At 49.1% G+C, this 17,637-nt stretch carries 18 protein-coding genes; all 18 read right to left on the minus strand.

Annotated features, from left to right (window positions below):
* Window positions 1-51: 51 nt before the first annotated feature.
* The gene (locus tag FYJ45_RS00955; protein ID WP_021638665.1) at window positions 52-618 is read right to left on the minus strand and encodes a hypothetical protein; all 567 of its coding nucleotides are present in this window, start codon (window positions 616-618) and stop codon (window positions 52-54) included.
* A gap of 26 nt (window positions 619-644) precedes the next feature.
* Window positions 645-1,424 carry a creatininase family protein gene (locus tag FYJ45_RS00960; protein ID WP_021638666.1) on the minus strand — a complete coding sequence of 260 codons (780 nt, stop codon included), beginning with the start codon at window positions 1,422-1,424 and terminating at the stop codon, window positions 645-647.
* 51 nt (window positions 1,425-1,475) lie between these two features.
* Entirely contained in the window at window positions 1,476-2,300 is an 825-nt protein-coding gene (locus FYJ45_RS00965; RefSeq protein WP_021638667.1) for an energy-coupling factor transporter transmembrane component T family protein, read from the minus strand.
* A 50-nt stretch (window positions 2,301-2,350) separates the two neighbouring features.
* A complete protein-coding gene (locus FYJ45_RS31635; protein WP_321170196.1) occupies window positions 2,351-4,006 on the minus strand; it encodes an ABC transporter ATP-binding protein in 1,656 nt (551 codons plus the stop codon).
* Window positions 4,007-4,143: 137 nt separating this feature from the next.
* Window positions 4,144-4,701, minus strand: a complete 558-nt coding sequence (locus tag FYJ45_RS00975; RefSeq protein ID WP_021638669.1) for a phosphoribosyltransferase family protein — start codon at window positions 4,699-4,701, stop codon at window positions 4,144-4,146.
* Window positions 4,702-5,064: 363 nt separating this feature from the next.
* Window positions 5,065-5,169 carry a DUF3788 family protein gene (locus FYJ45_RS32495; protein ID WP_276890953.1) on the minus strand — a complete coding sequence of 35 codons (105 nt, stop codon included), beginning with the start codon at window positions 5,167-5,169 and terminating at the stop codon, window positions 5,065-5,067.
* A gap of 52 nt (window positions 5,170-5,221) precedes the next feature.
* A complete protein-coding gene (locus FYJ45_RS00985) occupies window positions 5,222-8,545 on the minus strand; it encodes an ATP-binding domain-containing protein (RefSeq protein ID WP_195841593.1) in 3,324 nt (1,107 codons plus the stop codon).
* 309 nt (window positions 8,546-8,854) lie between these two features.
* Window positions 8,855-9,208, minus strand: coding sequence for a putative immunity protein (locus FYJ45_RS00990; RefSeq protein ID WP_330588477.1), 354 nt, complete (start codon window positions 9,206-9,208; stop codon window positions 8,855-8,857).
* 61 nt (window positions 9,209-9,269) lie between these two features.
* Window positions 9,270-9,791, minus strand: coding sequence for a hypothetical protein (locus tag FYJ45_RS00995; protein WP_021638675.1), 522 nt, complete (start codon window positions 9,789-9,791; stop codon window positions 9,270-9,272).
* Window positions 9,784-10,632 carry a DUF1700 domain-containing protein gene (locus FYJ45_RS01000; protein WP_025489541.1) on the minus strand — a complete coding sequence of 283 codons (849 nt, stop codon included), beginning with the start codon at window positions 10,630-10,632 and terminating at the stop codon, window positions 9,784-9,786. Before FYJ45_RS01000 ends, FYJ45_RS00995 begins: the two co-directional genes overlap by 8 nt.
* A 91-nt stretch (window positions 10,633-10,723) precedes the next feature.
* On the minus strand, window positions 10,724-11,041 hold the full coding sequence (locus FYJ45_RS01005; RefSeq protein ID WP_025489540.1) for a PadR family transcriptional regulator: 318 nt from the start codon (window positions 11,039-11,041) through the stop codon (window positions 10,724-10,726).
* 246 nt (window positions 11,042-11,287) lie between these two features.
* Window positions 11,288-11,632, minus strand: a complete 345-nt coding sequence (locus tag FYJ45_RS01010) for a hypothetical protein (RefSeq protein WP_021638679.1) — start codon at window positions 11,630-11,632, stop codon at window positions 11,288-11,290.
* 125 nt (window positions 11,633-11,757) lie between these two features.
* Window positions 11,758-12,330, minus strand: coding sequence for a nitroreductase family protein (locus FYJ45_RS01015; RefSeq protein ID WP_154463052.1), 573 nt, complete (start codon window positions 12,328-12,330; stop codon window positions 11,758-11,760).
* Between the two features lie 7 nt (window positions 12,331-12,337).
* Complete coding sequence (locus tag FYJ45_RS01020; RefSeq protein ID WP_035323312.1) at window positions 12,338-12,568, minus strand: putative signal transducing protein; 231 nt, start codon at window positions 12,566-12,568, stop codon at window positions 12,338-12,340.
* Window positions 12,556-13,476 (minus strand): metallophosphoesterase family protein, encoded by a 921-nt coding sequence (locus FYJ45_RS01025; protein WP_154463053.1) that lies wholly within the window; start codon window positions 13,474-13,476, stop codon window positions 12,556-12,558. Before FYJ45_RS01025 ends, FYJ45_RS01020 begins: the two co-directional genes overlap by 13 nt.
* Before the next feature lie 293 nt (window positions 13,477-13,769).
* Window positions 13,770-15,692, minus strand: coding sequence for a DUF5696 domain-containing protein (locus FYJ45_RS01030; RefSeq protein ID WP_154463054.1), 1,923 nt, complete (start codon window positions 15,690-15,692; stop codon window positions 13,770-13,772).
* Window positions 15,693-15,755: 63 nt separating this feature from the next.
* Window positions 15,756-16,634, minus strand: a complete 879-nt coding sequence (locus tag FYJ45_RS01035) for a carbohydrate ABC transporter permease (protein WP_021638684.1) — start codon at window positions 16,632-16,634, stop codon at window positions 15,756-15,758.
* 12 nt (window positions 16,635-16,646) lie between these two features.
* Window positions 16,647-17,567, minus strand: a complete 921-nt coding sequence (locus tag FYJ45_RS01040; RefSeq protein WP_154463055.1) for an ABC transporter permease — start codon at window positions 17,565-17,567, stop codon at window positions 16,647-16,649.
* Window positions 17,568-17,637 lie beyond the last annotated feature (70 nt).

The following is a 17,637-nucleotide window of genomic DNA, read 5'->3' on the forward strand; positions in this document are numbered from 1 at the left end:
ATGTCAGAGGCGGCCAAATGTTTTACGCGTATTTTTCCTTAACCCGGATTTTTAGATATAAGGTACAATATTTCTTATATTTTTCATTCTCTTTGCCAGCAGCAGGACAACGAAAGGTGTCAGCGCGATCGGCACTACGTCTGCGATACCAATCCAGATGATGCAGTAGGTGTATTCCAGACCGGTAAAATAAGAAAGGGAAATACTTGTGGTCAGAATCATCAGCACGCCGAACAGGATGCTCCAGAACAGGCTGACGCCGATGAATTTTCCCTTATTCTCAATAAGCTTCAGCAGATCCTTCTTTCCATTGTGCGTATGGATGAGGGCCGGAAGCGCTGCGGAAAGGCCAACTGTGATGCCGTCCGCCAGAGGGGAATGCAGCGGAATAAAGTTTCCGGAAAGCAGTGCCCATACAATGGTTCCGATATATCCCGCAAAGAAGCCGGTTACGGGTCCGAACAGATAGCCGATGACCACGATGATGAATGCGAATGTTCTGAAATGAACAGCGCCCGGGATCAGCGGGATCGGGCACAGGTAAGCCCACAGCACACCTGTAAGAACACCAAATACTACAAAGAAAATGATGTTGACAAATGAAAATTTTTTAGTCACTTCTTACTCCTCCTCATAGGTAAAAATTAGTAGTTTATGTCTGCAATTTCATTTAATATATCAAGAAGCTTTTTGCACGCGTAATCAAAAAGCTTATGACCTTTTTCCGCAGTGGCATAGGTAGGTGCGCCAATTACGCCGCTGTTGGTAACATCCTTTGTCTTCCAGCCCGCATTGATGGGACCGAAAACAGTTACATACTTCTCCCCCTTAAAGCAGTCCGCAGGCTCCTCGTCCACAGCCAGTTCCATATGTACGGTTTCCGGCCTTGCCGCCAGCATCAGGGAAGTTTCCAGTTCACAGGCATGGAAAACACCGTACTTTCCGGACTGCTGAAGCCCCTGCAGGCCCTCGTTCCAGAACGGCGTGAACCACCAGTCAAATACGAATACATCCAGCCCCAGATCAATACGCAAATCACGGCTGATCATATTCAGCATATCTGTATTGCCGCCATGGCTGTTGAAAAGCACCAGCTTCTTAAAACCGCTTGCGCAAATTGCTGTGGCAATATCATGGAGCAGGGAATAATAGGTCTGGGTTCCGAAGGTAATCGTTCCTGCAAAGCCCATGTGTTCATTGCTCTTTCCCACATTCAGCTGCGGTGCAAAAATCAGGTTTCCTGCTTCAAATTCGCATTCATTTACCATCTTGTCCACCAGCGTGGAAAGAATAATGGCATCCGTGCCTACCGGCAGATGCGCTCCGTGCTGCTCTGTCGCGGAAGTGGGCAGAAGGACAATGGACTTATCCTTGTCCAGGGCTGCGATTTCATCTCTTGTCATGTTCTCCCATTTTTTAATCATACGTCCTCCATTCTGCTGCCTGGGGCAGCATGCTTTATTAACCTCCTGTTTTTAAACAGGAATATAAAACTGCATCCGAAGTACAATCGTAATCGCTATAGCCACCGCATTGGCCGCTACAAATAATGCGTCATATTTGGTCGCCTTAATCCCCTTATAGGTAGATCTGCGGACGGCGAAATTCAGCTGATAATAATGCATTGCCAGGGAAATCGCCTGTCCCTTGCTGATAACACGGAATAAAAGGGGCAGGGAAAATGTCACATAATTCTTCACCTTGGTCACCCAGCCGCAGTCCTCAATCTCAAGCCCTCTGGAGCTCTGTGCTTCCATAATGGCATTCAGTTCGGTAATGATCATGGGAATGATCTGGAAAATCAAACCGATGCCGAAGGCCAGCGCATAAGATATTCTCCATTTCTGAAGTCCCAGAATGATTTCACTGAAGTTGGTGGTCAGAAGCACCGTATAAAAGGATGAAATCATAAGGAAAATACGCAGGGAATACACTGCGCCCTTATACAAATCATACCAGTCAAAACAGAAATGAATACTCTGCCCGTTCACAAAAGGAATCATTGTTTCAAAAAATATGGGACCGCCCTGAACCGCCGGAGTCTCAAACAGCCCCAGAATCAGCCACAAAAGAAAAATAAAGGCGAGCAGCACCTTCAGCTTCCCCGCCAGCACCAAAATATACTTCTGAATCCTGCAGGTACACCACATCGCTATAAAAAAAGCAAACAGGAAAAGCAGCGCCACTCCCGACTTGATTACGCTGGTCAAAACCGCCATGACCAGAAAGAATACAAATTTTGTTCTGGGATCCAGCCTGTGCAGCAGGGAGTCCGCATCTACATACTGTAAATAATCCATTCCAACACTCCTTACGCCCGCAAAACGGGCATCTATTTCTTTTCAAAGTCCTATTTTAAGCGGCTCCTTTCCACAACCCCGGCTGCGAAATCCTCTACATTATAGCAGATTTCATCCAGCCCCAGTTCCTTGGAAAGCTGTACCACCGGCGGCAGCTGGATATTGATATTTTCAAAAATATCATCTCTGCGGGCCAGCGCGTCCTTGGATCCTTCAAAAATTTTCTCCCCCTGATTCAAAATGATGGCCTCATCCACCGTTTTAAACACAAGCGGTATCTCGTGGCTGATCATGATTACAGTCTTTCCTTCCCCAGAAAGCCTTTTGATCATATCCGCAAGCTCTTTTATCAGGAAACCATCCATACCCAGGGTAGGCTCATCAAGAACAATGACATCCGCGCTTGAAAAAAGGACGGAAAGTATAGTCAGCATGTGCTTTTTCCCCATGGAAAGATTCAGCGGGAAGATCTCCCGTTCCTCCTCCAGGTGGTATGCTTTCAGCACCTCCGTAATCTGCTCTTCGGAAAAATCCACCTGCTGCATACGCGCGCAGAAGGTAAGCTCTCTTTCCACCGTTTCCTCAAAAAGCATATGCTCCGGATGCTGGAATACCAGAATTATATTTTTGGAAATTTTAGCCACGGTCTTATGAATGATGGATTCTCCCCTGTAGCGCACATCTCCTTCCGTAGGCTTGTACAGGCCGTTCAGATGCTTTACAAAGGTGGTTTTGCCCGAACCGTTCTGTCCCAGGATGGCAACCACCTTTCCTTTGGCTACATTTGCATTCACATCGATCAGTGCATGGAAGCCGTCGCTGAAGGTCTTGCCCAGATTGTGCACCGTGATAATTGGCTCCTTTTCCTCCTCGCTGACTTCCGTATTGGCAAACTCTTTGCTGCAGATCAGTTTTTCAATCTGCTTTCTTCCCTCTTCCACCGTGTAGAACAGGTCCAGGCCGGGAAAATGGCGGGATAACTCCCGGTATATTTCCACTTCCTGAGGGATGATGACCCCCAGACGCTCCTGCAGTTCGAAATCCCTGAAAAAATCATCCCTGCTGCCGTCAAATACTACTTCTCCATCCAGCAGGCCGATCACATGATCCACAATTCCCGCGGACCAAACCAGGTTATTGTCTACGAGAACCGTTGTATTTCCATTAATGCTCAGCTGGCCCAGAATACTCTGCACCATCTTTTTGCCGTTGGGATCAAGGGAGCTTACCGGTTCATCCATAATCAGGATATCCGGCTCCATCGCCAGTACGGAGGCAATGCATACCGCCTGCCGCTGGCCGCCTGAGAGATTTGCCACGCTTCGGTTTCTCAGATACTGGAGATTCAGAAGATCCAGGACATATTCCATACGTTCCATAATTTCTTCCTGAGGCAGTCCCAGGTTCTCCATGCCGAATGCAATGGCATCCTCCACGCCGTAACCGAAAAGCTGGTTCTCCGGAGACTGGCTGACCACGCTGACAAAGGTTCCTTCCGGCACATCAAAGGTTCCCTGCAGCTCGCCGTTGCCGATCAGCTTGGGAATGACCTTGCTGAAAATCTGAACCAGCGTGGACTTTCCGCAGCCGCTGGGTCCCACAATTGCGGTAACCTTTCCTTTTTCTATCGTAAAGCTTACCTTCTTAAGAACCTCTTTCCCATCGGGCGTATATTTATAACTGATATCATTTACTACGTAATCCACTTATTTTCTCCTCAATTTTTCAGTGCCCCATACACCGGTTTGCAAAACCTTTACAGGGCACTTTTTATGCGCAGGAAATTATGCAGGCTGTGCAGACCGGACGGCAAACATAAGAAACACCCTCCGATGCACCTTTTTTATCTGGATGCTGTCACCGGAAATACCGGAAAGGACTCCAGATAAATGATGTCCTTACGCTTTGCAGCGTCACCCTCCGCCAGAATCGCCGCCTTACCGGCAACGATACCGCCGGCCTTTTCTACCAGGGATTCCATGGCCTTCAGGGATTCGCCTGTACTGATAACATCATCCACGATGAGGATTCTCTTACCGCGGATCATATTGCTCTCCTCTCTGTCCAGACAGAGAATCTGCTTTTTCTGCGTGGTAATGGAATAAACCTCCGTTACAAACGGATCTATCATATAGGGCTTTACGCTCTTTCTCGCCACAAAATAACGTTTCATTTCAAGAATACGTGCCATTTCCTGAACAAGCGGGATTCCCTTCGCCTCAGCAGTAATCAGGTAATCCACCTCCGGCACTCTTTTCACCAGCTCGGCAGATGCCTTTACCACAAGCTCCGCATCTCCCAGAAGCACAAAACTTGCAATCTCCATATTGTCCGTGATACGGATACGGGGCAGTCTCCTGATACAGCCGGCGATATTCATTTCATAGTACTTATTCTCCATAATGAACCCTCCATTTATTTAAATTCAGCCTGCCTGGCGCTGTTTTCCTTTTCTGTCTGTGCTTATATACCACGCAGCGGCTGCTCTGTCTTATATGGTGAAAAAATATTTCACCATACAATAACAAACAAATTATGCACTAATTTTAAATGCTTGTCACTAAAAAATTAATAAATTTTTAAGAATTGTTTATTTACCTATAATAATTTAGTTTTACTGCATATTTGTTGTTCAATTTTATTTTTTGCATGTTAATTTATTTATTAGCCCTAAAAGTCTTTACGTTAATGTTGCCTAATTTCTGTGAACTGCACAGTATAAAACAACAAACAGGCAGGCGGAAATGGACCGCCTGCCATGATATTATTTTCTTCCCATCCGGACATCAATCAGCTTTTTCACATCCTCCAGGATACTGCCGTCTGTTACTTCAATCATCAACCAGCATCCGCCATTTTGCGGCGGGATTTCCTGGCGGCTTCATTAATTTGTTCAGTTTCATGCTTTGCAGCCAAAGCCCTTACAGTCTGCCGCACAGATAAGCATAGGCATTCATTATTGTCACCTGTTTCTTTCCGCCAATAAAATAGTAATCCAGCTGCTGTTCGTCCTCCACACACAGATAGGAACCATAGACTGAAATATCGCAGCAGATAACCGGTTTATTCGTGGCAACCAGGATGCCGTAGCCATTATCCGACAGAAGCAGCGGCAGTTCGTTTCCGCCATCATGGGATATATATCTTGCAGTGCCGCGCAGCTTGATGCCTGGTTTATCTCCCGCGCCAAGCCCATACAGCGCTTCCCCCTTCGGCCAGTCCAGGAAAAGCCACGCCCGGTTCACAGGGCCGGAGCCGCTTTCTATCTGTCTGCTTTCTTTACTCCGTTCCGACAGAAGCAGATTTTTATCCCGGGTCAGATAACGTATCGCTCCCGTTGATTTATCTACCTGAAGGCAAAGCTCATCAGTTGTCATTTCCACGATATTTCCCATTTCTTTGTATTTCCAGGACTTTTCGATTCTCCTTACCGCGATATTCGGGTTGGTTTCCTCCGCAAGCTGCATGCCTTTGGTAAAGGTGACACGCACAATGGCGCTTCCCACCGGACTCAGGCGGAGCACGCCATACCGGCTCTGCAGATATAGCCCGTCCGGCCGCTTGTTCACCCACCTGACTGCCAGATCAATCCTGGAATGTCCGGCAGGCCGCAGTTTTTCAGTAGCTGGCATATCCCCGAAATCAATTCTTCCTGTATTCTTACTGGCAGCCGGCCGGGCCGGAGCCTTGGGAATGCTGTAGGGAGGGCGCAGGCTTCCGTTTGTGCTGCCATTGTTCTGTATGCCTGCGGACGCTTTTCTTCCTGTATCCGGCAAGCTCCTTACTGAAGCATTGCTGATGCTTCCACTTTCCCGTTTTTCCGGAGATGAAACCGAAGGCCGGGCCGGATTTCGCTGCTGCCCTTCTGCCAGTCCCGTATTTGCCTGCTGTTTTTCTTCCAGGCCCGTATTTCTTACAATGGATATCCGCTTTCTGGGGACTGTCCCTGCAGATGCGGGTTTTCTCAGCTTATCTTTCGGCTGCACACCAGGCGCCTGCCCTGCTTGTTCAGGCAGGTTTCTTCCGCCGTTTTTCCTGGCGGCTTCAGCCGGCAGAGGATCCGCTATCAGGCCTGTCAGTTTCCCCTGGTGCAGCACGCACAGCTCATGGAGCGCACGGGTCGCCGCCACATACAGAAGCTTTGCATGTCCGTCATCCACAGGATATTCCTCTCTGGTGGGATCCAGGATGAGCACTGCGTCAAATTCCAGTCCCTTCGTATATTCCACAGGAAGGACCATGATTCCGCTGCTGAATTCAGCCTTCTCCAAATCGCTTTCCACGATGGGAATATATTTTCCCAGTTCTCTGGCCGCCGCAGCAGCCTTCTCCCGGCTCCTGCATACCACTGCAATGGTGTCAAAGCCTTTCGCCTGCCAGTCTTTGCAGACCTTGGCCGCATTTTTCATCAGCAGGGCGGTATCCGTGACTTCGGACATCTTCACCGGATCCCCATGACGGATAATCGGTTCCACCGGATAGCTGGAAAAACGTCCATGATGCAGGATATTCGTTGCAAACTCCGATATTTCCACTGTGTTCCGGTAGCTTTTTTTCAATACGCCGAAGCTGTCCTGGGGTTCCGGAAGAAGCAGCTCCTTCAGTTCTTCCCAGTCATTCAGGCCGTAGCCGAAATGGATATTCTGGGACACGTCCCCCATAATAGTATAAGTGCATTCCCTGATGCAGTATTTCAGGACACAGTATGCCATCATTCCGAAATCCTGCGCCTCGTCGATTACCACGTGGTGCGCCTCGCTGATTACCTCCGTTTCTTTTATCCTTTTATAGATATAAGCCAGGGCCGCCAGGTCGTATACATCAAATTCCTTTTCCGGGATCTCCACCTCATATCCCTTCGCCGCCTGCTTCGTGAGGAAATCCCGGTATATATCATAAATGGAACGCTTCCACACCCTGGCGCCGTATCTGGAGCGGTACGCGCGGGTTATGGCCTTTCGTTCGCTTTCCGTATATTTCACGCCTTTTCCAAGGAACTCCTCTTTCACCTTATTGAGCAGACGTTCGTTCAGCATGTCGATTTTGCTCTGGACGGATATCGTCGGGTTCTGCCTGATGTAGCGCTCCACCGCGTCCCTGGACATCAGCTCCACCAGATCTTTGGGATTGGCCGGTTTGCCCTCCGTCTCATCGTATACGCCTGCTTTTCCATCACGCAGGCCTTCCACAAACTGCCTGGGATTAAGGTAAATGGTTTCTCTCGGTATTACCTCCCATTCCAATCTCCTGCAATAGTCCGCCAGCTCGCCATACCACTGTGAGGTACCACGGACACAGCCGGTTTTCCCCAGCTTATCCGTTTCCCGGATGCGGTATTTCTTCTCATCCCAGTCTTCGTACAGAAGCCTTACAAAAAGCTGTTCCATTGTCATCTGGCGGATTCCGTACACATCCAGATCCGGCAGCACGCCGGTGATATAATTTAACAGAATCCGGTTGCTTCCCACGATATAGAAGTCATCCGGCCGGAACCGTTCCTGGTAGTTATAAAGGATATAGGAAATCCGGTGCATGGCTACCGTTGTTTTCCCGGAACCGGCCACGCCCTGTACGATCACATTGTGGTGGGGCGTTTTACGGATGATGTCGTTCTGCTCCTTCTGGATGGTCGCTATGATTTCTCCCAGCACCGCCTGCTTGTTCTTTGCCAGGTATTTAGTCAGGAGCTCGTCATTGGTAACCACCTCGGAATCGTAATAATCCAGAAGCTTTCCGTCTTCAATTTCATAGGTTCGCTTCATCTTCAGGTCGATTTTTATGCGCTTGCGTGCATTATGCCCGCTGTCCGGCGCCGGATAACTGCACTTTCCCAGCCCGTTTTCATAGTAGGCATTTGCCACCGGCGCCCTCCAGTCCACTACCATCCAGTGGGTGGTATCCTTCGATATCCCGCCGCGGCCGATGTAGAGGGATTCGGTCTTGTTAAGCGCCTCGTCACGAAAAACGATTCTGCCGAAATATGGTTTCTTCATGGCCTTTTCATTTCTTGCCAGCGCCCGCTTCATGTGATCATGCAGTGTAATCGTATTATTCAGGATCGTGTAAACCTCTGCATCGTTATCGTGGTAATGCTCCAGCATTTCATCGATGTTGGCCTGCATGCGTGCCACTTCCCTGCCGTAGTTTTCCACATTGTCGTGAACCACTGCCAGCGTTCTGGCAAGATACGCTTCCTCTTCCCGCTTTGAAGTTTTCAGGGCCGTACTCTTCACTTCCGGATCCATGTTCCGCTCCTTTCCTGTGCCGTTATCTGTGTCAGAAAAAAATCTGCCATTCTCTGGCAACAGCCCGGACGGTGCCGGACTGTTACCAGCCATAAGAATATTTTACTCAAAACAGGAAATAATACTAGACTTTATTTTTCTCCTGTGCTAAAATATACAATAGAGTGTGCCAAGGAACAGATTTTAACACAGTAAAGTATAGAGGATGCTTTTCCAATCGGGAAAACATCCTCTTTTTATGCTTCAGATATTGGAAAAATACTGCCTGCCGTACAAATTCCTTCTGTACCCTAATGCAGGCTGTCTTTTTTAGCAGTACCATTTTATTTTGGCGGGATTCTTTTCATTCTCCACCATACAAGCGCGCAGCGCTTCTTCCATCTTTGCGCATTCCTGTGCGGCGATCTGATCGTATACCTCCGGTTTTTCTTCCAGGCCGACGCGGTCGTATGCGATGGCTGCCGCCCCGTAAAAAGCCAGGCCCAGAGAATGGGTGGGCGTGTACACCGCGCCGACGGCCTGTCCGATGGTCCTGGCCGCCGCCTGGGCCGCGGGGTTCTTCTCCGCTTCCTTAGCCGCCTGTACCGTCAGCGTCACCGCTTTTTTCAGCTCCGGCAGCTTCAGTTCCCCTTTACGGTAACTGCAGCCGTTTATTTTCTCAATACCCTGTCAGCAGCACCTTTTTTCTTTTTCCCGTAAAAAGATTATACGGTACACAGGCCCGTCAGTCAATCTGAACCAGTTCTCTGGAGGCAGGGTTGACCATGATTCTGATCTCTTCAATTCCGGTCACATGGTAAGAGGCAATTTCCCGGTTCCTGATCCCTTCCAGCAAATCATCCTTACAGGTCATAAAGCTCTTAAATTCATCATTTATATAGTTCCAGTCCACCCTCACGTATTCTCCGGAATCATCATCCATTTCATATGAATTTAAATATGGCTGCACCACATTTGCATTATAGGTAACGAGGAAACGCACCGTGTTCTCCGGAACCGCTTCACTTTCGATCACCTCATTGTTATTGGCATATCTCCCATAGTTCCTGCCAATCGTAAGGGGTTCCTCCGCAGCCGCCTCAAAAGCATAATCCAGGGTAAGGGTTTTCCTGTCCATTTCTCCTGCTTCCTTTTCCCCGGCATAGGTGAAGGTGGAAAATTCCAGGAACGCCATTCCTGTTCCGGCTCCGGCCAGGACAATCCCCAGACAGAAAATACCAATTAAAATCTTTTGACTGTTACGCATTGCGCACCTCCTCAAGTCTTTCTTCTTCCTGAACCATTCTGTCTTTCTTTTTCTTTAATATAAGGAAGGTGGTGCACAGGAGGGTAAAAGCGCCTGTGCAAAGCACACCGCCGAAGCACGCCAGCGTAACTCCCGCCAGGGGATATCCCTGAACCAGCCACACAAGCAGCATTGCAAACAGAAACAACAGCACCATGCAGCAAAGCCCGCCAAAAAAAGCCGTCATAATCATGATGCAGTTCCAGCCCCATCTGACGCACCAGAGGAAGCAATACCACAACGCGGAAAAAATCCGGCCCAGGAAGCTTCCAAAGGAGTGAAGCACTCCTTTCGGACCTCTCTTTTCATATCCGCTCTCACTCACCGCAATCCGTCCGTCTTCTGCCATAAAATCCTCCTTCGTATGCTTCTCATGTCCTTTCAGCCGTTTTCCAAGCCAGATAAAAGGCACTCCCAAAATATGTACCACCCACAGGGCCGCCGCTTTCGTCTTTTTCCAGCAGGTCCTTCCCAGATCCCCCGCCGCTTTTGCAGCGCCTTTGAAAAAATGACTGACCGTACCCCACAGCCGTTTTCCCTCCTGAGTGACCCCGGTCATATCCGGCAGCTTCTTTTCCGTTTTCACAGTCTGATATTCCGGCTTTACATGATAAGCCTCCAGGATCTGGGCCGCCAGCTCCTCCACGCTGCCGAAGTCCCGTATCGCTTCCTCCTCGCTCAGGCCGGTGCTTAACTTCATGTCAATATGCTGGGCATATTCCTCCAGGATATCTTCCTGTTCCCTGTCTTCCAGTATAGTAAGATACTTCTTTAAATCATTTAAAAATTCTGACTTATTCATTACTAATCCTCCTGTCCTCTGACGAGCAGAGGATTTACCTCCTGCGCATCACCGGTTTGCCTGTGTATCACCGTCGGTCCATGGTACTGCATCAATCGGCATGTTCCCTCAAAAAAGTGCATACGCGTTCCTGAAACTCGTTCCAATCCTTCTCCAGGCTGTCACGGTACAGTACTCCTGCCGCCGTGAGATGATAATATTTTCTCGGCGGACCCTCTGTGGATTCCCGCAGGTATGTCTCAAAATACCGCTCGTTGGTCATCCGCTTCAGCAGAGGATATATGGTGCCTTCATTTACGTCTATCACCTTCGAGACCTCCTCCACCAGCTCATAGCCGTACATATCCCTCTTCCTCACCGATTCCAGGACCACCAGCTCCAGCACGCCCTTTTTAAATTGTGGATTCATGGGAAATCCTCCTTTGATTACTATATTATGCATACTACTATGCATTGTCAAGTACTAAGAAAAATAAAATACTTAAACTTTTCTTAAAAGTGGATGTCAATGTCTTTCAGCAGCGGATCCGTTCCCAAGCAACAGGAAATCCGGCAGGTATACAACCTGCCCTTCCAAATATAAAAATACCGGCAGGCAACGCAAATTCGCCGCCCGCCGGTATTTAGCATTTGTATCAGCTGCCATACCTTACTCTCACCTGTCATCTGTGCGCCGCACAAATTCCAGGAAAGCAAATATTATAGAAATGACTGTAAGTACAGACACGATTAGCTGCGACATATTCGTGGCATACTCCGCCTGCTCCGGTACTGCGCAGCCCAGGATCAGAAAATAAACACACCACAGCAGCCCAAGGATAAGGGTGAGGATCGTCAGGTATTTTACCACTCCTGTAATTTTAGCCAGCAGAAGCTTTGATGCCCTGACCTGCTTTTCCGTATATTCTTTTCTGCCTGCCATGAGCTTAAATCCGCCCAGGAAAAATCCAATGAGCAGCCCCCAGGAGAGCGCCCTGCAGATAACATAATAAATCTCCATTTTTCACCTTCTCCGCCCAAAACCATTACAGCTGCCTGCTTTTTGTCTATACACTTTTTGTCTGTAAGCCATTTGCCTGTAAGCTTTCTCCTGACGATACCCGAACGTGCGCCTGACGCATTTGGCTACATATAGGTTACAACGTCCTCCAGCTGCCGTTTCGGCACGACATAGTCCCGGTTTTCATCCAGATAATACCTGATATCCCCGTCCTTTACCTCTTCAATGCGGCTCTTATGGGAGGGGTAACCGAAGGCCACTACCGTATGCAGCTTCTGCTCCTCAGTCAGGCCGAACATTTCTGACAGCCGCGGCTTATTGCAGGCGCCGATAATACAGCTTCCCACGCCCCGGTTCCAGGCGGCAAGAGTCATATTTGCTATGGCCAGCCCTGCGTCCGTATCACAGTCAGGATTGATATTCAGGTTCTCCACCACAGCGATGAACAGCACCGGCTTCTCATCCTCCCCGGGCTGTCCGTCCTCCGGTTTAAGGTAGCCCGCCCATCTGGTGCAGTCAAAAACCTGATTTACCTTATCCGCGCTTCTGATTACCACATAGCTTAAAGGCTGTTTATTGGCGGCGCTTGAAGAAAGCCTTGCCGCACGGAGAATCTCCCCTATAATTTCTTCACTGATTTCTTTCTGGTAAAAACGCCTGTAGGTACGTCTTCCTTCCAGCAGTTCCATAAGCTCCATCCTGCAATCACTCCAATCCCATTTCCTGTAATATCTGCGTTACCCTTTCCGCATCCGTCTCCGCCACATAAATCTCTTCCCCGCACATGGAATTGCCTCCGTAAATATTCATAAATCCACTTTCATCGGCATCCTTCTTGTAGGCCGGTATCCCGTTCTGCTTCAGGGTATCCAGAATCATTTCCGCCTGCAGATTGTCCTGGGACGTAAAAATCTTTACCACCTTTACTTCTTCCATCCTTTTGCCTCCTTTTTCCTTCCGTTTCCCAATTTCAGTTCCGCTATTACTTTTTCCCAATATTTTTCCGGGATATCCGGCCAGCTGCAGCTGCCGGTATCCTGTGTACAAAGCTCCATCACCCTTGCCAGCACCGTTCCATGGGACAGCTCCCCGCCCCGCAGAATGTTCTCCGTAACCACACACCAATAGGGCGCGTGACGATACAGGCCGGATTCATGAAGCTCCCGGATAACCCTGTCCGTATCATAGGTAAGGCTGACCGGCTCCTCCTCCCAGCCGCCGTTCCTTCCATGAAGCAGCAGATACTGCGCCTTCCCGCCGCTTCGATATGAAATTCCCGCAGAGCCGGGATTGATGGCAAGCCTGTCCTTCCCTGCAATCCGTGTCCGCACATGTGTATGCCCGAACAGGATGAGCGGTGTCTGCGTCCGTTCCATTATCTGCAGGGTATTTTCATCCTCCGGCAGCATTTTTTCATTTACCCGGAAAGGGGAACCGTGGCAGGCCGTAATTCCGGGGAATCCCTCCAGCAGCAGCTTCCGGGAAGCCGGCATTTGGGAAAAGAAGTCAAAATCACGGGAAGTGAGCGACCTGTATGCATACAGTAAAGCGCCGCTGGTGGAGTTCCCATACTCCCAGCCTGTCTCCCCCCTGTCTCTAAATTGGAACCAGTAGTCCTCCTTATTACCCCGGATAAACATACAGGGATATTTCTGCGCTGTCTCATACAGAAGTCGCATGGTCCTTTCCGGATAGGCAAGCTCACTCACATAATCTCCCAGAAAAAGATACGCATTCGCCTGATTGGAAGCTGCATGGTCCAGACATCGTTCCAGCGCCACATAGTTGCCGTGTATGTCTGAAATTACCGCAATATGGGGGTCCTTCAGATTTTGTATATCCATTTTTAGTGTTTCCTTACTTTTATTCATACAGAATTCAGCGCCTGGTTTTCTGCGGCGGACGCAGAAACCAGTATGCGCAGATATAATGTCGTCTACGCCGACATTATATCATAAATAAACACCAAACGGGATATTTTCTTTGCTGGGTGTTTTCTTTGCGTCAATACAATACAAAACAGCCGCCTACCTGTCTGGCATATCAATTCTGCCAGGGCAAGGTCTGCGGCCATTATTTTCATAATTTAAAATAAATGCGTAAACCGCTCCATCAGAGCGAAGGCGGCTTCACTGTCTCATTGCGCCGTTGAAATTTCATATTCCCCGGTCCCCAGATCCACGCTCACATACGTTCCGTCTGAAAATACGGTGCGCTGCTTCTTTCCTGTATCATCCAGCAGCTCATGTCTGGTCATCTCACAGAAAGCCAGCTTTTCATGAAGTTCCTGCACCACCTTACAGCGGGCAATCATCTCTTCAATCCCCATGCCTGAGCTGTCCGTAAAGGATCCGTCCGTATTTTCATAAGCGCCGTCCCGGATCAGATAAGGCATGCCCGCGTTCAGAAGCGCATAGCCCATCATATCCTCGCTGCCATCCGGCTTATCCATCATCCATGGCTCCAGCACGCAGTCGTGATATACCAGGTTAAAGAGCGGCACGGGAATCCCTTCCCTGGGTGTTCCCGGAGCCTTCAGCATGAACGCATAAGGCGCATAATGGCAGAATATCAGGCTCTGCATGCTCCAGTCGGAAACTTCTTCCGAGCTGGTAAGAATCCCGCGGGCCAGCAGCCAGTCGAAGCATTGTTTCCTGTATTCATAGCATTCCCGCCTGGTCATCCGGTGCCTGGGATTGTCGCATTCATCCCCTTCATTGCAGGTGAATACATCCAGATAGGTTCCGTCCAGCTTAATTCCATGACGGAACAGATCCTGGAAATTACGTTTTACATAATAAGGCGCCTGGGTGCCGCACAGATAAGTCTGCGGCCCGCCGGCCCACCGCTTATGCGCCGGTATGGTCCCGTCCGGCAGCCTGGTGGCATATTCTTCGTCATAAGTCTTGGCGTCAAAATAATAGTCTCTGTACTGATCATGGATTCCGAATAAAAATCCGCAGCGGTGAACCGTATCCACCAGGCTCTTCATGCCCTCCCAGCCTCCGGCCTCCGCACAGGCATTCCTGTAGTCAGGATGCTGGTTGTCGTAGCCGGGCTGCGCCCAGCCGTCCAGATGCAGAAACAGCTTTTCCACACCCATGCCCTTCAGGCTTTCCATCTGTTTTTCCCTGACGGAAAACAGGGTGACATGGTTGTTTTTCTCCGGATCCTCTTTATCAAAGAAATCCGATTCCGGATTGACGTTGGTCTTGATGCCGCAGTGCATGATGCTGCAGCCTACCAGATCTTTTACGGAAGAGACTCTGGCGGCCTTTTCCGCAAGGGAAACAAACAGCCCGGTATCCTTCACATAGCTTCTGTAAATCTTGCACAGGTCATTATAATCGCAGTCCTGGGCAAATATGTATTCCATGCAGCGCCTGTAATCCATTTTCCCAAGGCTCGGCTCCCACCATGTCCCGATATGGGTATACGGGCCGCCCGCCGGATGCTCCAGCCACGCGCCCGCATTCCAGGGTGTGGCGGCAATCGCAATATAACCTGCCCGATCCTTCACCTGGCCGTACCAGGGCATATAGCCCCCGGCCGTAAGAAACCTTCCGTTAAAGGAAAGAGCGCCTGCCTCATTTTCCCAGGTGTTGGGGATCAGAAGCCCCTGCCCTTCATTTACAAGCGTCTGCCAGGCCTGGGACGGGCTGTCAAATTCCATGCATCCCGGCCATCTCACCTCTTTGACGGAAAGCCCTTTTTCACAAATGGGTATCCATTCAAAATGTACCCGGCCAAACAGCTTCGCCGAACTTCCGGGACAGTCCTCTTCCATCTCCTCCACCCAGACGGAAGTCTCGAAAGCATAAGAATCCTCCGCCCCGTCCAGCTTCCGGTAAGAGGAACGGATTCCCTTTCCCACGCCGCTTTCAAACGTTTCATGTACAATCTCCTGCCAGCGCGAAAAATCAATGACCTCCTCCTGCGTCACAATGACAGGGCGGAAGTTCTCCGCCCATTTCCATTCCGATACGCCTGCCTTAATTTCCACATGCAGCGTATCCTGATTCAAATTCAGTGTGATTCCGGATGCTTCTGTCCGTATCATCCCAGTATTCCTCCCTGTTATTTCGGCATTCTGCGGGAGTTCCTGCCTCCTCACAGCACACCGTTATTCTTTCACTGCCCCGATCATAACACCGGAAGTAAAGTACTTCTGCAGGAACGGATAAACAAAAAGAATCGGCACGGTAGCCACCATAATCGTAGCATATTTGATACTCTGCGCAATCGCTTCGGCGTCTCCGCCAGCGCCTCCGTTCATCGCCTGTATATCATTTGATATCAATATTTCCCTCAGGATTACCTGCAGAGGATACAGCTCCCTGTCCCTTAAAATCGTGGATGCCCAGAACCATCCGTTCCATATGGATACGCCGTAATAAAGCACCATAACCGCCATAATCGCCTTGGACAGCGGCAGAATAATGCGGAACAGAATGGTCATATGGCCTGCGCCGTCAATTTTGGCCGCCTCCGTCAGACTGTCAGGGATGGATTCAAAGCTTGTTCTCAGAATGATCATATTGTAAGTGCTGATCATAAAAGGAACAATCAGTCCCCATCTGCTGTTGATCATATGCATATCCTTCAGGGTAAGGTAAAAAGGAATCATACCGCCTGAAAAGAACATGGTAAACAGAATCAGCAGCATAAGAGGCTTCTTAAACATCACGCCCTTTCTGGAAAAGAAATAGGCGGCAAGCGCTGTCATGATCAAGTCAAGTATAACACCTACAATAAGGATAAACAATGTATTTGCATAGCCTTTCAGAATCATTGGATTCTGGAACACTTTTAAGTAAGCCTGCATATTAAATCCCATCGGTTTCAACAAAAAACCGGAATGGGCCATCAGCTGTGTACTGTTGCTGAAGGAGGCCATGGCCACATGCCACATAGGGTAAAGGCAGACCAGAACGATAATCGACAGGACAAAATAATTTACTACCTGAAATATTTTCTCTCCGCGAGACATTTTAATCTTCATTTTATTCCCTCCTTACCACAGGCTGCTCTCTGTTGTCCGTTTGGAAATCTGGTTTGTCACAAACAACAGAATACAGTTAATCACAGAGTTAAACAGACCGATTGCCGTAGAATAGCTCCAGTCCTGTTCAATCAGACCTGCCCGGTATACATAGGAGGAAATGATATCTGCGGTTTCATAGGTGGACGGATTGTACAGCAGGATCGTCTTTTCATAGCCCATGCTCATCAGGGAACCCATTCTCAGAATCAACATGATGACGATGGTCGGCGCGATGCCGGGAAGGGTTACGTGCAGCAGCTGCTTCCATTTGCCCGCTCCGTCGATAGAGGCGGCTTCATACAGCTGGCTGTCCACGCCCGACAATGCGGAAAGATAGATGATGGAGCCCCAGCCCACCTCCTGCCATATGCTGGACACCGTATAAATGGTACGGAAATAGGCCGGATCCTGCAACAGGGGAACCCTCGTTCCGCCGAACAATGCGATGATATCATTAAAAAGTCCCGTGGTCAGACAGAAATCCTTGATCATACCGCAGGCAACTACCAGTGATATAAAGTGAGGAAGGTAGGTAATCGTCTGGGAGACCTTTTTGAACTTTTTCCCTTTCACCTCATTCAGCAGAAGCGCCAGGATAATAGGCGCAGGGAAACCGAAAATAATACTGTAAATACTCAAAAGCAGGGTATTTCTCAGAAGCCTTCCGAAATAAGGGCTGCTGAAAAACCTGGTGAAGTTTTCCATTCCCACCCATTCGCTTCCGAACACGCCCTTGGCCGGCGTATAGTCCTTAAAAGCAATAATTGCGCCGTACATAGGCTTGTACATAAAAATTGCATAGAAAATAATTACAGGTAAAACCAGCAGATACAACGACCAGTTTCGCTGAAAGTCTTTTTTGATTCTATAACCCAACGAATTCCCCTTCATTTTTTTTCAATCCTTTCTAGTGATTTGAAAACAGCCGGGGACTGTTTGCACAACCGCCCCCGGCCGTATA

The organism is Eisenbergiella porci (assembly GCF_009696275.1).
GTDB classification, from domain to species: domain Bacteria; phylum Bacillota; class Clostridia; order Lachnospirales; family Lachnospiraceae; genus Eisenbergiella; species Eisenbergiella porci.

Coding starts and splice junctions, on each gene's coding strand:
- FYJ45_RS01030 (WP_154463054.1), bottom strand. CDS start 15,692: ATGATACGGACAGAAGCATCCGGAATCACACTGAATTTGAATCAGGAT.
- FYJ45_RS01035 (WP_021638684.1), bottom strand. CDS start 16,634: ATGAAGATTAAAATGTCTCGCGGAGAGAAAATATTTCAGGTAGTAAAT.
- FYJ45_RS00995 (WP_021638675.1), bottom strand. CDS start 9,791: ATGCGTAACAGTCAAAAGATTTTAATTGGTATTTTCTGTCTGGGGATT.
- FYJ45_RS00975 (WP_021638669.1), bottom strand. CDS start 4,701: ATGGAGAATAAGTACTATGAAATGAATATCGCCGGCTGTATCAGGAGA.
- FYJ45_RS01010 (WP_021638679.1), bottom strand. CDS start 11,632: ATGGAGATTTATTATGTTATCTGCAGGGCGCTCTCCTGGGGGCTGCTC.
- FYJ45_RS01020 (WP_035323312.1), bottom strand. CDS start 12,568: ATGGAAGAAGTAAAGGTGGTAAAGATTTTTACGTCCCAGGACAATCTG.
- FYJ45_RS01005 (WP_025489540.1), bottom strand. CDS start 11,041: ATGAATCCACAATTTAAAAAGGGCGTGCTGGAGCTGGTGGTCCTGGAA.
- FYJ45_RS01015 (WP_154463052.1), bottom strand. CDS start 12,330: ATGGAGCTTATGGAACTGCTGGAAGGAAGACGTACCTACAGGCGTTTT.
- FYJ45_RS01040 (WP_154463055.1), bottom strand. CDS start 17,567: ATGAAGGGGAATTCGTTGGGTTATAGAATCAAAAAAGACTTTCAGCGA.
- FYJ45_RS00965 (WP_021638667.1), bottom strand. CDS start 2,300: ATGGATTATTTACAGTATGTAGATGCGGACTCCCTGCTGCACAGGCTG.
- FYJ45_RS00960 (WP_021638666.1), bottom strand. CDS start 1,424: ATGATTAAAAAATGGGAGAACATGACAAGAGATGAAATCGCAGCCCTG.
- FYJ45_RS01025 (WP_154463053.1), bottom strand. CDS start 13,476: ATGGATATACAAAATCTGAAGGACCCCCATATTGCGGTAATTTCAGAC.
- FYJ45_RS00985 (WP_195841593.1), bottom strand. CDS start 8,545: ATGGATCCGGAAGTGAAGAGTACGGCCCTGAAAACTTCAAAGCGGGAA.
- FYJ45_RS01000 (WP_025489541.1), bottom strand. CDS start 10,632: ATGAATAAGTCAGAATTTTTAAATGATTTAAAGAAGTATCTTACTATA.